This window comes from Noviherbaspirillum sp. (assembly GCF_035627455.1).
GTDB lineage: Bacteria > Pseudomonadota > Gammaproteobacteria > Burkholderiales > Burkholderiaceae_D > Noviherbaspirillum.
In genome coordinates this window covers 51,634-67,894 of sequence record NZ_DASPLS010000016.1, presented here as the reverse complement: position 1 = coordinate 67,894, position 16,261 = coordinate 51,634, and the positions used below count along the sequence as shown (strand labels likewise).

The following is a 16,261-nucleotide window of genomic DNA, read 5'->3' as shown; positions in this document are numbered from 1 at the left end:
CGCCTCCCTTACTTTTTCTTGAGCATCGGCGCCAGGTACTTTCCGGTCACGCTCGCCGGATTCTTCGCCACATCTTCCGGCGCGCCGGTCGCAACGATCATGCCGCCGCCGGCGCCGCCTTCCGGCCCGAGGTCGACGATCCAGTCGGCCGTCTTGATCACATCCAGGTTGTGCTCGATGATCACCACGGTGTTGCCCTGGTCGCGCAGCCGGTGGATCACCTTCAGCAACAGGTCGATGTCGTGGAAGTGCAGGCCGGTGGTCGGTTCGTCCAGGATGTAGAGCGTGCGCCCGGTGTCCCGCTTGGACAGTTCGAGCGACAGCTTCACCCGCTGCGCTTCGCCGCCGGACAGGGTGGTCGCGCTCTGGCCGAGCCGGATATAGCCGAGACCGACATCGAGCAGGGTCTGCAGCTTGCGCGCGACGACCGGCACCGGCTTGAAGAATTCGTGCGCTTCCTCGACGGTCATCTCCAGCACTTCATGGATGTTCTTGCCCTTGTACTGGACTTCGAGCGTTTCGCGGTTGTAGCGCTTGCCGTGGCAGACGTCGCAGGGCACGTACACGTCGGGCAGGAAGTGCATCTCGACCTTGAGCACGCCGTCGCCCTGACAGGCTTCGCAGCGCCCGCCTTTCACGTTGAACGAGAAGCGGCCGGCACTGTAGCCGCGTTCCTTCGCCGTCGGCACTTCGGAAAACAGGTCGCGGATCGGCGTAAACACGCCGGTATAGGTCGCCGGGTTGGAGCGGGGCGTGCGGCCGATCGGCGCCTGGTCGACCGAAATCACCTTGTCGAAATGCTCCAGGCCGCTGATCGACTCATACGTCGCCGGTTCCGTCTGCGAGCCGTACAGGTGGCGCGCGGCGGCATGGTACAGCGTGTCGTTGACGAGGGTCGACTTGCCCGACCCGGACACGCCGGTGACGCAGGTCAACAGGCCGACCGGCAGGTCGAGCCGGACGTTCTTCAGGTTGTTGCCGGACGCGCCGGTGATCACCAGCTGCCGCTCCGGATCGGCAGGTGTGCGTTTCTTCGGCACATGGATCGCGAGCGTGCCGTTCAGGTATTTTGCGGTCAGTGATTTCTTGTTTTTCAGGATGTCGCCCAGCGGCCCCTTGGCGATCACCTCGCCGCCATGCACGCCGGCGCCAATGCCCATGTCGACGATGAAATCGGCGCAGCGGATCGCGTCTTCGTCGTGTTCCACCACCAGCACGCTGTTACCGATGTCGCGCAGGTGCTTGAGCGTATTGATCAGGCGGTCGTTGTCGCGCTGGTGCAGGCCGATCGAAGGTTCGTCGAGCACATACATCACCCCGGTCAGGCCGGAGCCGATCTGCGATGCGAGGCGGATGCGCTGCGCCTCGCCACCGGACAGCGTGTCCGCGCTGCGCTCCAGCGACAGATAGTCGAGGCCGACGTTGTTCAGGAATTTCAGGCGCGACACGATTTCCTTGATGATGCGGTCGGCGATTTCCCTCTTCGCGCCGGTCAGCTTCAGCTTTTCGAAAAACTCCAGCGTCTCGCGCAGCGGCGTGACCGCCACTTCGTGGATCGAGCGCTCCTGCTTGCCGGTGCCGACCTTCACATAGCGTGCTTCGACCCGCAGCCGTGCGCCCTTGCAGGTCGGGCATTCCTTCTGGTTGATGAATTTCGCGAGTTCTTCCTTGACCGCCATGGAATCGGTTTCCCGGTAGCGGCGCTGCAGGTTGTTCACCACGCCTTCGAAGGTGTGTTCGCGCACCACTGCCCGGCCGCGCTCGTTGATATAGGTGAACGGGATGGTCTGGCGTCCGGATCCGTACAGCACTGCGTGCTGCGCCGCGTCCGGCAGTTGCTCGAAGGGCTGGTCGATGTCGAAACCGTAATGCGTCGCGATGTTCGACAGCATCTGGAAATAGAACTGGTTGCGCCGGTCCCAGCCCTTGATCGCGCCGGAAGCGAGCGACAAATTGGGGAAGGCGACGATGCGCCTGGGGTCGAAGAATTCGATGTGCCCGAGGCCGTCGCATTCCGGGCAGGCGCCCATCGGATTGTTGAACGAGAACAGGCGCGGTTCGAGTTCCTGCAGCGCGTAGCCGCAGGTCGGGCAGGCGAACTTGTTGGAGAACAGGTGCTCCTTGCCGTTGTCCATCTCGAGTGCGATGGCGCGGCCCTCGGCAAGGCGCAGCGCGGTCTCGAAGCTTTCCGCCAGGCGCTGCTTCACATCCGCCCGGATCTTCAGGCGGTCGACGACGACGTCGATGGTGTGCTTCTCCGTTTTCTTCAGCTTCGGCAGGTCGTCCACTTCGTAGATGCGTGCCGCGTGCGTGCCGCTCTGGATGCGGAAGCGCACAAAGCCCTGCGCCTGCATTTCCTCGAACAGATCGACATGTTCGCCCTTTCGGTTGGCCACCACCGGCGCCAGGATCATCAGCTTGGTATCCTCCGGCATTGCCAGTACCGCGTCCACCATCTGCGACACCGATTGCGCCGCCAGCGGATTTTCCGGATGGTCGGGGCAGTAGGGCGTGCCCACGCGCGCATACAGCAGGCGCAGGTAGTCGTGGATCTCGGTCACCGTGCCTACAGTCGAGCGCGGATTGTGCGAGGTCGCCTTCTGCTCGATGGAGATCGCCGGCGACAGGCCTTCGATCAGGTCCACGTCCGGCTTTTCCATCAGCTGCAGGAACTGACGTGCGTACGCTGACAGCGACTCGACGTAGCGGCGCTGGCCTTCTGCATACAGCGTATCGAAGGCAAGCGAGGATTTTCCGGATCCGGACAACCCGGTGATGACGATCAACTGATTTCGGGGTAATTCCAGATTGATATTCTTCAGGTTGTGCGTGCGCGCACCACGAATTCTTATTTCTTCCATGAACTACTTTCAACTTGCGCCCGGCGGCGTGAGGCCGGTGGGCTTTATACGGGTCAACCTGATACTATAGCGGGTTTTGAGGCGTGTCGTATCCGCCGGTTTCACTCCGTTTCCAGCCTGATGTCATCTATTCCATCCGACGAAATCAGCACGCGCATGTCCCCGACGGAAATCCGCGCGAGCGCATCGCTCGCGTCGATTTTTGCGTTGCGCATGCTTGGCATGTTCCTGATCCTGCCCGTGTTTGCCGTTCATGCAAAATCATTGCCTGGCGGCGAAAACGCATTCCTGGTCGGCCTGGCAATGGGCATCTACGGACTGACGCAATCGTTCGGACAGATTCCTTTTGGCGCCGCATCAGACAAATACGGGCGCAAGCCGGTGATCATCATCGGTCTGGTTCTGTTTGCGCTCGGATCGTTCATCGCCGCGCTGGCAACCGATCTGGTCTGGGTGACAATCGGACGCGCGGTGCAGGGAGCGGGGGCGATTTCGGCGGCGGTGACGGCCTTTATCGCCGACACCACGCGCGAGGAGCACCGTACCAAGGCGATGGCCATGGTCGGCGGCTCCATCGGTCTGACCTTTGCGGTCTCCCTCGTGGCCGCGCCGCTGATGTACCGCCTGATCGGCATGGGCGGGCTGTTCGCCCTGACCGGCATCCTTTCCACCCTGGCCATTCTGGTGGTGATCTATATTGTGCCGCCGGCGCCCCCGAAGGCGCCGATCAGGAACGTGCCTTTTTCCCAGGTGCTCGGCAACCGCGAACTGATGCGGCTCAATTTTGGCGTGTTCGCGCTGCACCTGACGCAGATGGCGATGTTCGTGGCAGTGCCGTCGGCGCTGGTCCAATACGCCGGCCTGCCGCTGGCATCGCACTGGCAGGTCTACCTGCCGGTAGTGCTGGTGTCGTTTGCCGTGATGATGCCGCCCTTGCTGGTGGGCGAGAAACGCGGGATGATGAAGCAGGTGTTCGTCGGCGCGATCGGCTTGATGCTTCTCGTTCAGCTGGGGCTGTGGGGATTCCTGTCGCGCCCGGAGAGCCTGCACTGGTCCGTCCTGGTCGCGCTGCTGTTTGCGTTTTTCATTTCGTTCAACATACTCGAGGCATGTCAGCCTTCGCTGGTGTCGCGTATTGCGCCGCCTGCCGCCAAAGGTTCTGCGCTTGGCGTGTACAACACCCTGCAGGCACTCGGGCTGTTTTGCGGCGGCGTCATTGGCGGATGGTTGCAGCAGCACCTGGGCCCACCTTCGGTGTTCGCGCTGGGTGCGGCGCTGACTGTTGCCTGGATTATAATTGCCGCGAATATGAAGAAGGTTCCCCGGCGCGGCGTCCCCGCCTGATCGGAACAAGGATTCGCAACACGACTTACTTTCAGCTTTAGGAGAAATTTATGGCATCGGTCAACAAGGTCATCATCGTCGGCAACCTGGGGCGCGACCCGGAAACGCGCTACATGCCGAACGGTGACGCAGTCACCAATATCGCGGTTGCGACCACCGAAAGCTGGAAAGACAAAAATACCGGCGAAAAGAAGGAGCTGACCGAGTGGCATCGCATCACCTTCTACCGCAAGCTGGCGGAAATCGCCGGCCAGTATCTGAAGAAAGGTTCCCAGGTCTACGTCGAAGGTCGCCTGCAAACACGCAAATGGACCGACAAGGACGGCGTCGAGCGTTACACGACTGAAATCATTGCCGATACCATGCAAATGCTGGGCAGCCGCCAGGGCATGGGTGGTGGTGGCGGCGGTGGCGGTGGCGCGCCGATGGACGACGACTACGGCAGTGCTCCCGCGCCGCGGCAAAACGCAGGCGGCGGAGGCGGCGCGTCCCGCGGAGCGTCTCGTCCGGCGCCGAACTTCAGCGACATGGACGACGACATCCCGTTCTGACCGATTGGAGTTTTTCCTCCACAAAAACCCCGCGCACGCGGGGTTTTTTTATTGCAAAATCATATATTTGTTACTTTTTCTGCATTTTTTTCATCAACTTTCTTGTTGCCGAGATTAATTTCCCTGGCACAATTTGTTAAGATGAATCAAATCTGCAACTTCTGCGACCACCCGGCGTTTTTTCACCAGAAAGACTTCGGCGTGGCCGGGACTGCTCTATACGATACAAGCTTGCATTCATGTTTTCCCTACGTCGCGACCGGCACGACACCTTAGCCAAGGCTCAGGTGGAAAGCCTTATGGAGGCGGCCGGCGATGTGGTGTTTCGCCTGAACGGTGAGGGAACCATCCTGTATGCAAGCCGGCGCGCGGCCGACCTGATCGGGCCGGACGCCGCGCTGGACGGTTCGCCGCTGGCAGCATTCGTCGACCCGGCCGATCAGCAGGCGATCGCGCTCGCGATATCCCATGCCAGGCAATCCGAGCAGCCGGGCAAGACCAATGTGCGGTTCAAGCAACGCGGCGCTTTGCTGTGGGTTGAGTTGCAGATTTCTGCCTATCCGGCCGAAGACGGCGACACCGAGCTGCTTGCCGTCGGGCGCGACATTTCGGCCCAGCAGGCCACCGAGGAACGTCTGCGGCACATGGCAACCCACGATGCGCTGACCGGATTGCCGAACCGCTCGCTGCTGTCCGACCGCATCCGCATGGCGATTGCGCATGCGCGGCGCATCGGTCGCGGATTCGCAGTGCTGGCGCTCGACTTGGACGGTTTCAAGAAGGTCAACGACGCCCTCGGACACCCGATCGGCGACGCCTTGCTGCATATCGCCGCTGCCCGGCTCGCCGCGACGCTGCGCGACGTCGACACCATTGCGCGCGTCGGCGGGGACGAATTCGTCGCCGTCCTGCCCGGTGCGGTGGCAGAAGCGGAGATCCAGATCATCGCGCGCCGCATGATCTCCGCGATGCAGCTTCCATTTGAAATCCAGGGACACACGCTGTATGTCGGCACCTCGATCGGCGCGGCGGTCTTTCCCGAGCATGGCGACAGCGAAGTCAAACTGCTCGCCCATGCCGATACCGCGATGTACCGCGCGAAGGAAACCGGCAAGGCACGCTGCGTCATCTACAACCAACACAAGTTCACCCATGCGGAACACGACGTATCGATGGAAGCGGCCATGTTCCAGGCGGTGCGCGATGGCGAGTTTCTTTTGCACTACCAGCCCATCGTCGACGCGCGCAGCCGCCAGATCGTCGGTTTTGAAGCGCTGATGCGCTGGCAACGCCCGGGGCTGGGAATGGTATCGCCCGCGCAGTTCATTCCGATGGCTGAAAACAACGGGCTGATCAACCTGCTCGGCGCCTGGGCGCTGAAGTCCGCCTGCATGCAGATCAAGCGTTTCGAGGAGGCGGCCGGGCGCCCGCTCTATGTTTCGGTCAACGTCAGTCCCCGCCAGTTCCGGAACGACCAGTTTCTCGACATCATGGATGAGGCAATGGCGCTGTCCGGCCTGAATGGCCATCAGCTGCTGCTGGAAATCACGGAAGGCATCCTGATGTCCGACCCCGAGCATGCCGAAGCGCTGCTGACGGAAATCGCCGCGCGCAATGTGCGCATCGCGATTGATGACTTCGGTACCGGCTATTCCTCGCTGGCCTATCTGAAGCGCTTCCCGATCGCCACGCTCAAGATTGACCGCGCCTTCATCAAGGACTTGCCGGCATCGGTCAAGGATGTCGCCATCTGCAACGTGGTGCTGAGTCTGGCCAGCCACCTGAACCTGACGACAGTCGCCGAAGGCGTGGAAAATGCGGCGCAGCTCGATTTCCTCGCGGCGCACGGCTGCGGCATGATCCAGGGCTACTTCACCGGACGGCCGCTGCTGCCGGAACATGCGATCCAGCTGCTTGCGGGCAGCCGCGCGGTGGAAGCGCAGCCGGCATTGGTGCAATAGCGGAGACGGCCTCATGACGACGACTTTCCCTTTGCCGCGCGCCGATGCCGACAGGACCATGGAACTACTGTGGTCCCGGGTGCGCCAGCGCGGCGACCTGCCCGGTTTTTCAAAAGTCGTCTCCGCGATCATCGGCGCCATGCGCGGCGACGATGACCACGAGTTCAACATGACCAGGACCGTGCTGCAGGACCCGGCGCTCACGCAAAAGGTGCTGCGCCTGGCTAACAGCGCGATGTATTCGGTTTTCGGCCAGGGCATCAACACCGTATCCAAGGCGGTGCTGGTGCTTGGCACCGAGACGATCGGCCACCTCGCGCTCGGCCTGAAGCTGGTGGACGGCTTGTCCTCGGCCTCGTCAGAGTCCGCTGGCGCCCGTATCGAACTGGAAAAGGCGGTCATGGCCGGGCATATTGCGCGGCAGGTGGCCTCCACCGCGACCACCCGCGACGCCGAAGAGGCGGTGGTCTGCTCGATGCTGCATTCGCTCGGCCGCATGATGGCGAGTTTCTACCTGCCTGAGCTCTGGAGCGAGGCGGAGGCTTACCGCGTGGCGTCAGGGGTGTCCGAAAACCAGGCCGCAAACGAAATCCTCGGATTGAGCCTCGACGATGTCGGCCGCCTGGTTGCCCGTCAATGGGGCTTGCCGGCCACGCTGGTCGATACCATGCGTGAGGTGCCGCCGCGGCCGGTCGGCGAGCCGCTTGACCACATGGACTGGCTGGCGGCGATATCAACCCTGTCATCGCGTTGCGCCGATGCGGTGTGCGCGGATGACGAGAAGGGGCGCGCCATGCTGGCCACGCTGGCTAACGGCTATGCGGACATGCTCGGGCTGGAGCCTTCGCAAATCATGGGATCGGTCGAGGTGGCGCGGCAGACGGCGACAGATGAGGATGCCGTGACGGTGCGGCCGGCGCGCCGCGCCAGCGACGCGGTACGGTCGCCCGCGCCAACAGCCGGGAAACCTGGCGATGCGGCGGGTATTCTCGCGCGCGGAGCGGTGGACATGCGCGACGCGTTGCAAAGTGCAAGCCTGGCCCAGATACTGTCGATGGGGCTGGAGACCATCTTCCAGGGGCTGGGATTCAGCCGCGTCATCGCTTTCCTGCGCGACCAGGAGCAATCGCGCTACGCGGCCCAGATGAGCCTGGGGGAGGGCGTGCAGGACCTGCTTCCGCGGCTGGTGTTCGGCGATGCGTATCAGCCCGATGTGTTCCATGCGTCGCTGGCCAATGACAAGATGATCTTTGTGGAGAACGCGGGGGACCCGGCGTTCTCCAGCAAGTTGCCGCGCTGGTGGAAAGAGGCGTTGCCGACCTCGCGCAGCTTCATGGTGCTGCCGCTCTCGATCAATCGCAATCCGGTCGGCTTCATCTATGGCGACTGGGACAGGTCGGCGCCGCTGGCGCGGATTGAACAGCCCGAGATCGGGCCGCTTAACGAGATTCGGCTCCTGGTTGTCAATGCCATCGAGCAGCGCCGGCATACGGAGCCGGCGTGGATGCGCAAATTGTTCTGACCTCCTTTTCCTCGCGCATCGCAGCAGGCAGCCGCTACCGGCTCCGGACGCGCTTCAATGGATCGCATACCCATCCGGCAATGCGCGATATTCCTTCCGGAATTTGATTTTTCTTAACATTCTGTCCACGATTCCGCGTTATGGTCTCGGCGAAGTAGCGATGCGTGTTATCAAAATGGTAAAAGCGTTGATCTTTTAACGACGGGATAGATATGGAAATGCTCGTATTCGTGACCATCGTGTTCGGCGGTTTGATCGGGTGGTTCCTGCGCTCGCGTCCTGGCCCGGTTCGCTATCGCGCGAAGCCGGTCCTCGCCGGCAGTGACCGCGACCTCTTCTTCCGGTTGCGCGAGGCGCTGCCCGAATGCCATATCTGCCCGCAGGTCGGCGTCGCGGCGCTGATCGAGCCAACGGGGGTGGGAAAGATGCGTAAGGCGGCGGTCGACCTGATGAATGCGCGACGCGTCGGCCATGCCGTATTTGACGACGAGATGCGGCTGCTCGCGGTCGTTCGGCTCGTGTACCGGCGCGGCAGTCGCGGGGATGCCGAACTCGATGCCGCATTAGCCAGCGCCGGCATCCGTACGGTTCGATTCGACCCGAAGCGCCTGCCATCGGAAGCGAAAATCCGCAGCAGTATTTTCCACCGCTCACGGCAAGGCCGGCAGTCGGAAGCCAAGACTGAAGAGCGAGGCCGGGTGCTTGAGTTCCGGAAAACACCGTGGCGCGACACGATTGTCCATATCTGAGGCGCGCGGACGGAATTTAACCCCGGCACAGGATAAAATCGGCATTGCGGTCGGCACAGGCGGGCCGCTCACACCGATTTCATCATGGCCAGACTTCCCCGACTCGTCGTCCCCAATCAGCCGCATCACATCATCCAGACCGGCAATGACCGGCAAACCATCTTTCGCGATGCGGACGATCATGCGGCCTTTCTCGTCTGGTTGCGTCAGGCAGCGAAGCAGTCCAGGGTCGCAATCCATGCCTATGTGCTGATGCCCGACCATATCCACCTGCTCGCGTCGCCGGCAGAGGCGGGCGGATTGGGGCAGATGATGCAATGGATGGGGCGCCAGTATGTTCCGTATTTCAATGGAAAATACCAGCGGACAGGGACTTTGTGGCAGGGACGGTACAAGGCGACGGTGATCGAGTCGGACCGGTATTTCCTGATGTGCAGCCGCTACATTGAAACCAATCCGGTGCGCGCCGGCCTCGTTGCATTGCCCGAAGAGTACCCCTGGTCAAGCATCGGCCATCATCTGGGGATAAAACATGATGCGGTAATTACCGACCATTCGGTATTCTGGGCGCTCGGAAATACGCCATTCGATCGTGAAGCTTCCTACCGGGCAGTGCTCGACCAGGAGCTGGGTGAACGCGAGGTGCAGGCACTCACCGAGGCCACGCTGAAGGGGTGGCCCCTCGGGTCCGAGCAGTTCAAGGCACGTCTGGCGAAGCTGTCCAACCGCCGGGTCGAACCGGCCAGAAGGGGGCGTCCACCGAAGCGGACTGCCGAAAGCGAACGATCCTCCACGTCGTCCTGAAAATACAGGCTTTCGTCGAAAAGCCTTTTTTCATGCCGCTTTTGACTCTGTCCCCATTTAAGATAGCCAGGGGTTTCGGCAATCTTTAATTTCACTCTGACCCTTTTTATTTTTATTGAACAATTTTTTGCACTGCACTATCCTTCAAGCTCGATATTCCCAAGTAGCGGAGAATGCATATGCACGCGCAAGGTCTTTACGATCCGACCAACGAACACGACGCCTGCGGCGTCGGTTTCATCGCCCACATCAAAGGCAAGAAAAGCCACTCCATCGTTGAACAGGGCTTGCTGATCCTCAAGAACCTCGACCACCGGGGTGCTGTCGGCGCCGACAAGCTGATGGGTGATGGTGCCGGTATCCTGATCCAGATCCCGGACCAGTACTATCGTGAAGAAATGGCGAAGCAGGGCGTGATGCTGCCGCCGCCCGGAGAGTACGGTGTCGGCATGGTCTTCCTGCCGAAGGAAAATGCGTCTCGTATTGCGTGTGAGCAAGAAATTGAGCGCGCAGTGCTGGCGGAAGGCCAGGTGGTGCTCGGCTGGCGCGACGTGCCGGTCGACCTCGACATGCCGATGTCTCCCACGGTGCGCGCCAAGGAGCCGGTAATCCGCCAGATTTTCATCGGCCGCGGTCCGGACATCATGGTGACTGACGCGCTCGAGCGCAAGCTGTACGTGATCCGCAAGTCGTCCGGCCACGCAATCCAGGCGCTGAACCTGCTCCACGGCAAGGAATTCTTCGTGCCGTCGATGTCGGCCCGCACCGTGGTCTACAAGGGTCTGCTGCTGGCCGACCAGGTCGGCGTCTATTACAAGGATCTGCAGGACCCGCGTTGCGTCTCCGCGCTCGCGCTCGTGCATCAGCGCTTCTCCACCAACACCTTCCCGGAATGGCCGTTGGCCCACCCGTACCGCCTGATCGCGCACAACGGCGAAATCAACACCGTCAAGGGCAACTTCAACTGGATGCGCGCGCGCGAGGGCGTGATGAAATCCGCCGTGCTGGGCGACGATCTGAAGAAGCTGTTCCCGCTGATTTATGAAGGCCAGTCCGATACCGCATGCTTCGACAACGCGCTCGAACTGCTGGTAATGGCCGGCTACCCGGTCGCGCAGGCGATGATGATGATGATTCCGGAAGCGTGGGAAAACCATACGCTGATGGACGACAACCGCCGCGCCTTTTATGAATACCATGCCGCGATGATGGAGCCGTGGGATGGTCCGGCCGCGATGGCCTTCACCGATGGTCGCCATATCGGCGGCACGCTCGACCGCAACGGCCTGCGCCCGGCGCGCTACATCGTGACCGACGACGACCTCGTCGTGATGGCATCGGAATCCGGCGTGCTGCCGATCCCCGAATCCAAGATCATCAAGAAGTGGCGCCTGCAGCCGGGCAAGATGTTCCTGATCGACCTCGACGCCGGCCGCATCATCGACGACAAGGAGCTGAAGGATACCTACGCCAATGCCAAGCCGTACAAGCAGTGGATCGATTCCGTCCGCATCAAGCTCGACGAGCTGGAAAAGGAACCGGAAGAGCCGAAGTCCTCGCTGCCTCTGCTGGATCGCCAGCAAGTGTTCGGCTATACCCAGGAAGACATCAAGTTCCTGATGGCGCCGATGGCAGCCAGTGGCGAAGAGGCAGTTGGCTCCATGGGCAATGACTCGCCGCTGGCCGTCATGTCAAACAAGAACAAGCCGCTGTACAACTACTTCAAGCAGCTGTTCGCCCAGGTGACCAATCCGCCGATCGATCCGATCCGCGAAGCAATGGTCATGTCCTTGGTGTCCTTCATCGGCCCGCGTCCGAACCTGCTGGACACCAACAACATCAACCCGCCGATGCGCCTCGAAGTATCGCAGCCGGTGCTTGACTACGCCGACATGGCTAAGCTGCGCAACATCAGCAAGCACACCGGCGGAAAGTTCAAGGCCTACGAACTGAACATCTGCTACCCGGTCGCTTGGGGCAAGGAAGGCATCGAGGCACGCCTCGCCTCGCTGTGCGCGAAGGCGGTCGACGCGGTCAAGTCCGGTCACAACATCCTTGTCGTCTCCGACCGCAAGTTCGACGCCGACCAGGTCGCGATCCCGGCACTGCTGGCGACCTCCGCCATCCACCTGCACCTCGTGAGCAAGGGCCTGCGCACCTCGACCGGCCTGGTGGTCGAAACCGGATCCGCACGCGAAACGCACCATTTCGCGCTGCTCGCCGGCTACGGAGCGGAAGCTGTCCACCCGTACCTCGCCATGGATACGCTGGTCGAACTGGCCAAGGGCCTGCCAGGCGACTTGTCCGCTGAAAAGGCGATCTACAACTTCCAGAAGGCGATCGGCAAGGGCCTGATGAAGGTCATGTCCAAGATGGGCATTTCGACCTACATGTCCTACTGCGGCGCGCAGATCTTCGAAGCCATCGGCCTGAACAAGGCGCTGGTCGACAAGTACTTCAAGGGCACCGCGTCCAACGTCGAAGGCATCGGCGTGTTCGAGATCGCCGAAGAAGCACTGCGCCTGCACAAGCTCGCGTTCAGCAACGACCCGCTCCTGGCCAACGCGCTGGACGCCGGCGGCGAGTATGCCTTCCGTGTCCGCGGCGAAGACCACATGTGGACACCGGATGCGATCGCCAAGCTGCAGCATTCAACCCGTTCGAACAACTTCAACACATACAAAGAGTACGCGCAGATCATCAACGACCAGTCCAAGCGCCACATGACGCTGCGCGGCCTGTTCGAGTTCAAGCTCGATCCGTCGAAGGCGATCCCGATCGACGAAGTCGAACCGGCGAAGGAAATCGTCAAGCGCTTCGCCACCGGCGCGATGTCGCTCGGCTCGATCTCGACCGAAGCGCACGCCACCCTGGCGATCGCGATGAACCGCATCGGCGGCAAGTCCAACACCGGCGAAGGCGGCGAGGACGAGAACCGCTATCGCCAGGAACTGAAGGGCATCCCGATCAAGAAGGGCGAATCGCTCGCGTCGGTGATCGGCAAGGACCGCGTCGAGGTCGACCTGCCGCTGCAGGCAGGCGATTCGCTGCGCTCCAAGATCAAGCAGGTTGCCTCGGGCCGCTTCGGCGTCACCGCCGAGTACCTGACGTCGGCCGACCAGATCCAGATCAAGATGGCGCAGGGCGCCAAGCCGGGCGAAGGGGGCCAGCTGCCGGGCCACAAGGTGTCCGAATACATCGCGAAGCTGCGCTTCTCGGTGCCGGGCGTGGGCCTGATCTCGCCGCCGCCGCATCATGACATCTACTCGATCGAAGACCTGGCGCAGCTGATCCATGACCTGAAGAATGCCAATCCGAAGGCCTCGATCTCGGTCAAGCTGGTATCCGAAGTCGGCGTCGGCACGGTTGCCGCAGGCGTTGCCAAGGCCAAGGCCGATCACGTGGTGATCGCCGGCCACGATGGCGGCACGGGCGCATCGCCGCTGTCCTCGATCAAGCACGCCGGTTCGCCGTGGGAACTCGGCCTGGCCGAAACCCAGCAGACGCTGGTGCTGAACCGCCTGCGCAGCCGCATCCGCGTGCAGACCGATGGCCAGATCAAGACCGGCCGCGACGTCGTCATCGGCGCGCTGCTGGGTGCGGATGAATTCGGCTTCGCTACCGCGCCGCTGGTGGTCGAGGGCTGCATCATGATGCGCAAGTGCCACCTGAACACCTGTCCGGTCGGCGTTGCGACCCAGGATCCCGTGCTGCGTGCGAAGTTCCAGGGCAAGCCGGAGCACGTTGTAAACTACTTCTTCTTCGTCGCTGAAGAAGTCCGTCAGATCATGGCGCAACTCGGCATCCGCACCTTCAACGAACTGATCGGCCGTTCCGACCTGCTCGACAAGTCCAAGGCGATCACGCACTGGAAGGCAAAGGGCCTCGACTTCACGAAGATCTTCTACCAGCCCGAAGTCCCGGCTTCCGAGCCGCGTTTCCAGGTCGAAGAGCAGGACCACGGCCTCGAGAAGGCACTGGACCACAAGCTGATCGCGCAGGCGAAGGCAGCATTGGAAAAGGGTGAGAAGGTTTCCTTCATCTCCCCGGTCAAGAACCTCAACCGCACCGTCGGCACCATGCTGTCGGGCGAAGTCGCGAAGAAATACGGCCACGAAGGCCTGCCGGATGACACCATTCACATCCAGCTGCAAGGCACCGCAGGCCAGTCGGCCGGCGCCTTCCTGGCACATGGCGTCACGCTGGACCTGGTGGGCGAGGGCAACGACTACGTCGGCAAGGGCCTGTCGGGCGGCCGCATCATCGTGCGCCCGAATACCGAGTTCCGCGGCTGGGCAGTCGACAACATCATCATCGGCAACACCGTTCTGTACGGTGCGATCTCCGGCGAAGCCTTCTTCAATGGTGTCGCCGGCGAACGCTTCGCAGTGCGCAATTCCGGTGCGATCACGGTCGTCGAAGGCACCGGCGACCACGGCTGCGAATACATGACCGGCGGCACCGTGGTCGTTCTCGGCGCCACCGGCCGCAACTTTGCGGCAGGCATGTCGGGCGGCATCGCCTACGTGTACGACCCGGATGGCGACTTCGAGAAGAAGTGCAACATGGCGATGGTCGCACTCGAGCCGGTGCTGTCCAGTGCAGACCAGGAGGCGAAGGTCGATCGGGCCATCTGGCATGCCACCACCCGGGACGGCGAAGGGCAGACTGACGAAGCGATCCTGAAGGGTTTGATCGAGCGGCACTTCAAGTACACCGGCAGCACCCGCGCGCGCAACCTGCTGGACGACTGGGCGAATGCCCGCGGCAAGTTCGTGAAGGTATTCCCGACCGAGTACAAGCGGGCACTGGGTGAGCTGAATGCGGCGAAGCAGTCTACGGAAAAGGTCGCAGCGTAATCATTCGCTACCGAATCCCTCCCCTGCAGGGGGAGGGAGACGAAAAAAATACTGAAGGAACATCATGGGAAAAGTAACCGGTTTTCTGGAATATCAGCGCCTGCAGGAGGCGAGCGAAGCACCCCAGCTGCGCAAGAAGCATTACAAGGAATTCGTCGTCCACCTGTCCGACGCCGACGCCAAGGTCCAGGGCGCGCGCTGCATGGACTGCGGCATCCCGTTCTGCAATAACGGCTGCCCGGTCAACAACATCATTCCGGACTGGAACGACCTGGTCTATCGCGGTGCCTACAGGGAAGCGCTGGATGTCCTCCACTCCACCAACAACTTCCCGGAATTCACCGGCCGCATCTGCCCGGCTCCGTGCGAGGCCGCATGCACGCTCGGCATCAACAGCGACCCGGTCGGCATCAAGTCGATCGAGCACTTCATCATCGACAAGGGCTGGGAAAACGGCTGGGTCGTGCCGCAGGTGCAGACCGTCAAGACCGGCAAGAAGGTCGCGGTCGTCGGCTCCGGTCCCGCCGGCATGGCGGCGGCGCAACAGCTGGCACGCGCCGGTCACGACGTGACGGTGTTCGAGAAGAATGACCGCGTCGGCGGCCTGCTGCGCTACGGCATCCCGGACTTCAAGATGGAGAAGTCGCACATCGACCGCCGCGTCGAGCAGATGAAGGCAGAAGGCGTCACCTTCCGCACCGGCGTGTTCGTTGGCAAGGACTTCCCCCCGAATGTGTACAACTGGGCCAAGGAAACCATCTCCCCCGACCAGCTGAAGAAGGATTTCGATGCGGTCGTGATCACTGGTGGCGCGGAGCAGCCGCGTGACCTGCCGGTCCCGGGCCGGGAACTGAAGGGCGTGCATTTCGCAATGGAATTCCTGCCGCTGCAAAACAAGGTCAACGCCGGCGACAAGGTAAAGGACCAGATCATGGCTACCGGCAAGCACGTGGTCGTGATCGGCGGCGGCGATACCGGTTCCGACTGCGTCGGTACCTCCAACCGTCACGGTGCCGCATCGGTTATCCAGTTCGAGCTGCTGCCGATGCCGCCCGAGCAGGAAAACAAGCCGCTGGTGTGGCCGTACTGGCCGACCAAGCTGCGCACCTCCTCGTCCCATGAGGAAGGCTGCGAGCGCGACTGGGCGGTCGCGACCAAGCGCCTGGAAGGCAAGAACGGCAAGGTCGAGAAGCTGATTGCGGCCCGTGTCGAATGGAAGGATGGCAAGATGGTCGAGGTGCCGAATTCCGAATTCGAGCTGAAGGCAGACCTGGTGCTGCTGGCAATGGGCTTCGTGTCGCCGGTGCAGCAGGTGCTGGATGCGTTCGGCGTCGAAAAGGATGTGCGCGGCAATGCCAAGGCGAGCACCGATGGCGAAGGCTGCTACAAGACTTCCGTCGACAAGGTGTTTGCGGCAGGCGACATGCGCCGCGGCCAGTCGCTGGTAGTATGGGCAATCCGCGAAGGCCGCCAGTGCGCGCGCGCCGTCGACGAATACCTGATGGGATCCACCGTTCTGCCGCGCTGACAGACTGTTATCGAAAGGCCCGCCGGTTCGCAAGGTCCGGCGGGTTTTTTATTTTTTGCAAACATTTTTGCGCACTGCGGTA

9 protein-coding genes are annotated in these 16,261 nt (G+C 61.9%); 8 read left to right on the top strand and 1 reads right to left on the bottom strand.

Annotated features, from left to right (window positions below):
* Window positions 1–8: 8 nt before the first annotated feature.
* Window positions 9–2,861 (bottom strand): excinuclease ABC subunit UvrA, encoded by a 2,853-nt coding sequence (gene uvrA / locus VEC01_RS02970; RefSeq protein WP_324898591.1) that lies wholly within the window; start codon window positions 2,859–2,861, stop codon window positions 9–11.
* A 156-nt stretch (window positions 2,862–3,017) separates the two neighbouring features.
* Between uvrA and VEC01_RS02965 the strand changes: the two genes are divergently transcribed.
* The 8 genes from VEC01_RS02965 (at window position 3,018) to VEC01_RS02930 (ending at window position 16,179) form a co-directional block, all read left to right on the top strand.
* Complete coding sequence (locus tag VEC01_RS02965) at window positions 3,018–4,205, top strand: MFS transporter (protein WP_324898711.1); 1,188 nt, start codon at window positions 3,018–3,020, stop codon at window positions 4,203–4,205.
* A gap of 50 nt (window positions 4,206–4,255) precedes the next feature.
* A complete protein-coding gene (gene ssb, locus VEC01_RS02960) occupies window positions 4,256–4,756 on the top strand; it encodes a single-stranded DNA-binding protein (protein ID WP_324898589.1) in 501 nt (166 codons plus the stop codon).
* A gap of 239 nt (window positions 4,757–4,995) precedes the next feature.
* Entirely contained in the window at window positions 4,996–6,717 is a 1,722-nt protein-coding gene (locus VEC01_RS02955) for a putative bifunctional diguanylate cyclase/phosphodiesterase (RefSeq protein WP_324898587.1), read from the top strand.
* A 13-nt stretch (window positions 6,718–6,730) separates the two neighbouring features.
* Window positions 6,731–8,239: an HDOD domain-containing protein gene (locus tag VEC01_RS02950; RefSeq protein WP_324898584.1), complete on the top strand. Its 1,509-nt coding sequence runs from the start codon at window positions 6,731–6,733 to the stop codon at window positions 8,237–8,239.
* Window positions 8,240–8,451: 212 nt separating this feature from the next.
* Window positions 8,452–8,988, top strand: a complete 537-nt coding sequence (locus VEC01_RS02945; RefSeq protein ID WP_324898582.1) for a DUF2726 domain-containing protein — start codon at window positions 8,452–8,454, stop codon at window positions 8,986–8,988.
* An 84-nt stretch (window positions 8,989–9,072) separates the two neighbouring features.
* Window positions 9,073–9,792 (top strand): REP-associated tyrosine transposase, encoded by a 720-nt coding sequence (locus tag VEC01_RS02940; protein WP_324898580.1) that lies wholly within the window; start codon window positions 9,073–9,075, stop codon window positions 9,790–9,792.
* Between the two features lie 179 nt (window positions 9,793–9,971).
* Window positions 9,972–14,651 (top strand): glutamate synthase-related protein, encoded by a 4,680-nt coding sequence (locus VEC01_RS02935; RefSeq protein WP_324898578.1) that lies wholly within the window; start codon window positions 9,972–9,974, stop codon window positions 14,649–14,651.
* Between the two features lie 64 nt (window positions 14,652–14,715).
* Window positions 14,716–16,179, top strand: coding sequence for a glutamate synthase subunit beta (locus tag VEC01_RS02930; RefSeq protein WP_324898576.1), 1,464 nt, complete (start codon window positions 14,716–14,718; stop codon window positions 16,177–16,179).
* Window positions 16,180–16,261 lie beyond the last annotated feature (82 nt).

Excerpts from the sequence above, each read along its gene's own strand:
- uvrA (WP_324898591.1), bottom strand. The coding sequence starts at position 2,861 with ATGGAAGAAATAAGAATTCGTGGTGCGCGCACGCACAACCTGAAGAAT.
- VEC01_RS02965 (WP_324898711.1), top strand. The coding sequence starts at position 3,018 with ATGTCCCCGACGGAAATCCGCGCGAGCGCATCGCTCGCGTCGATTTTT.
- ssb (WP_324898589.1), top strand. The coding sequence starts at position 4,256 with ATGGCATCGGTCAACAAGGTCATCATCGTCGGCAACCTGGGGCGCGAC.
- VEC01_RS02955 (WP_324898587.1), top strand. The coding sequence starts at position 4,996 with ATGTTTTCCCTACGTCGCGACCGGCACGACACCTTAGCCAAGGCTCAG.
- VEC01_RS02950 (WP_324898584.1), top strand. The coding sequence starts at position 6,731 with ATGACGACGACTTTCCCTTTGCCGCGCGCCGATGCCGACAGGACCATG.
- VEC01_RS02945 (WP_324898582.1), top strand. The coding sequence starts at position 8,452 with ATGGAAATGCTCGTATTCGTGACCATCGTGTTCGGCGGTTTGATCGGG.
- VEC01_RS02940 (WP_324898580.1), top strand. The coding sequence starts at position 9,073 with ATGGCCAGACTTCCCCGACTCGTCGTCCCCAATCAGCCGCATCACATC.
- VEC01_RS02935 (WP_324898578.1), top strand. The coding sequence starts at position 9,972 with ATGCACGCGCAAGGTCTTTACGATCCGACCAACGAACACGACGCCTGC.
- VEC01_RS02930 (WP_324898576.1), top strand. The coding sequence starts at position 14,716 with ATGGGAAAAGTAACCGGTTTTCTGGAATATCAGCGCCTGCAGGAGGCG.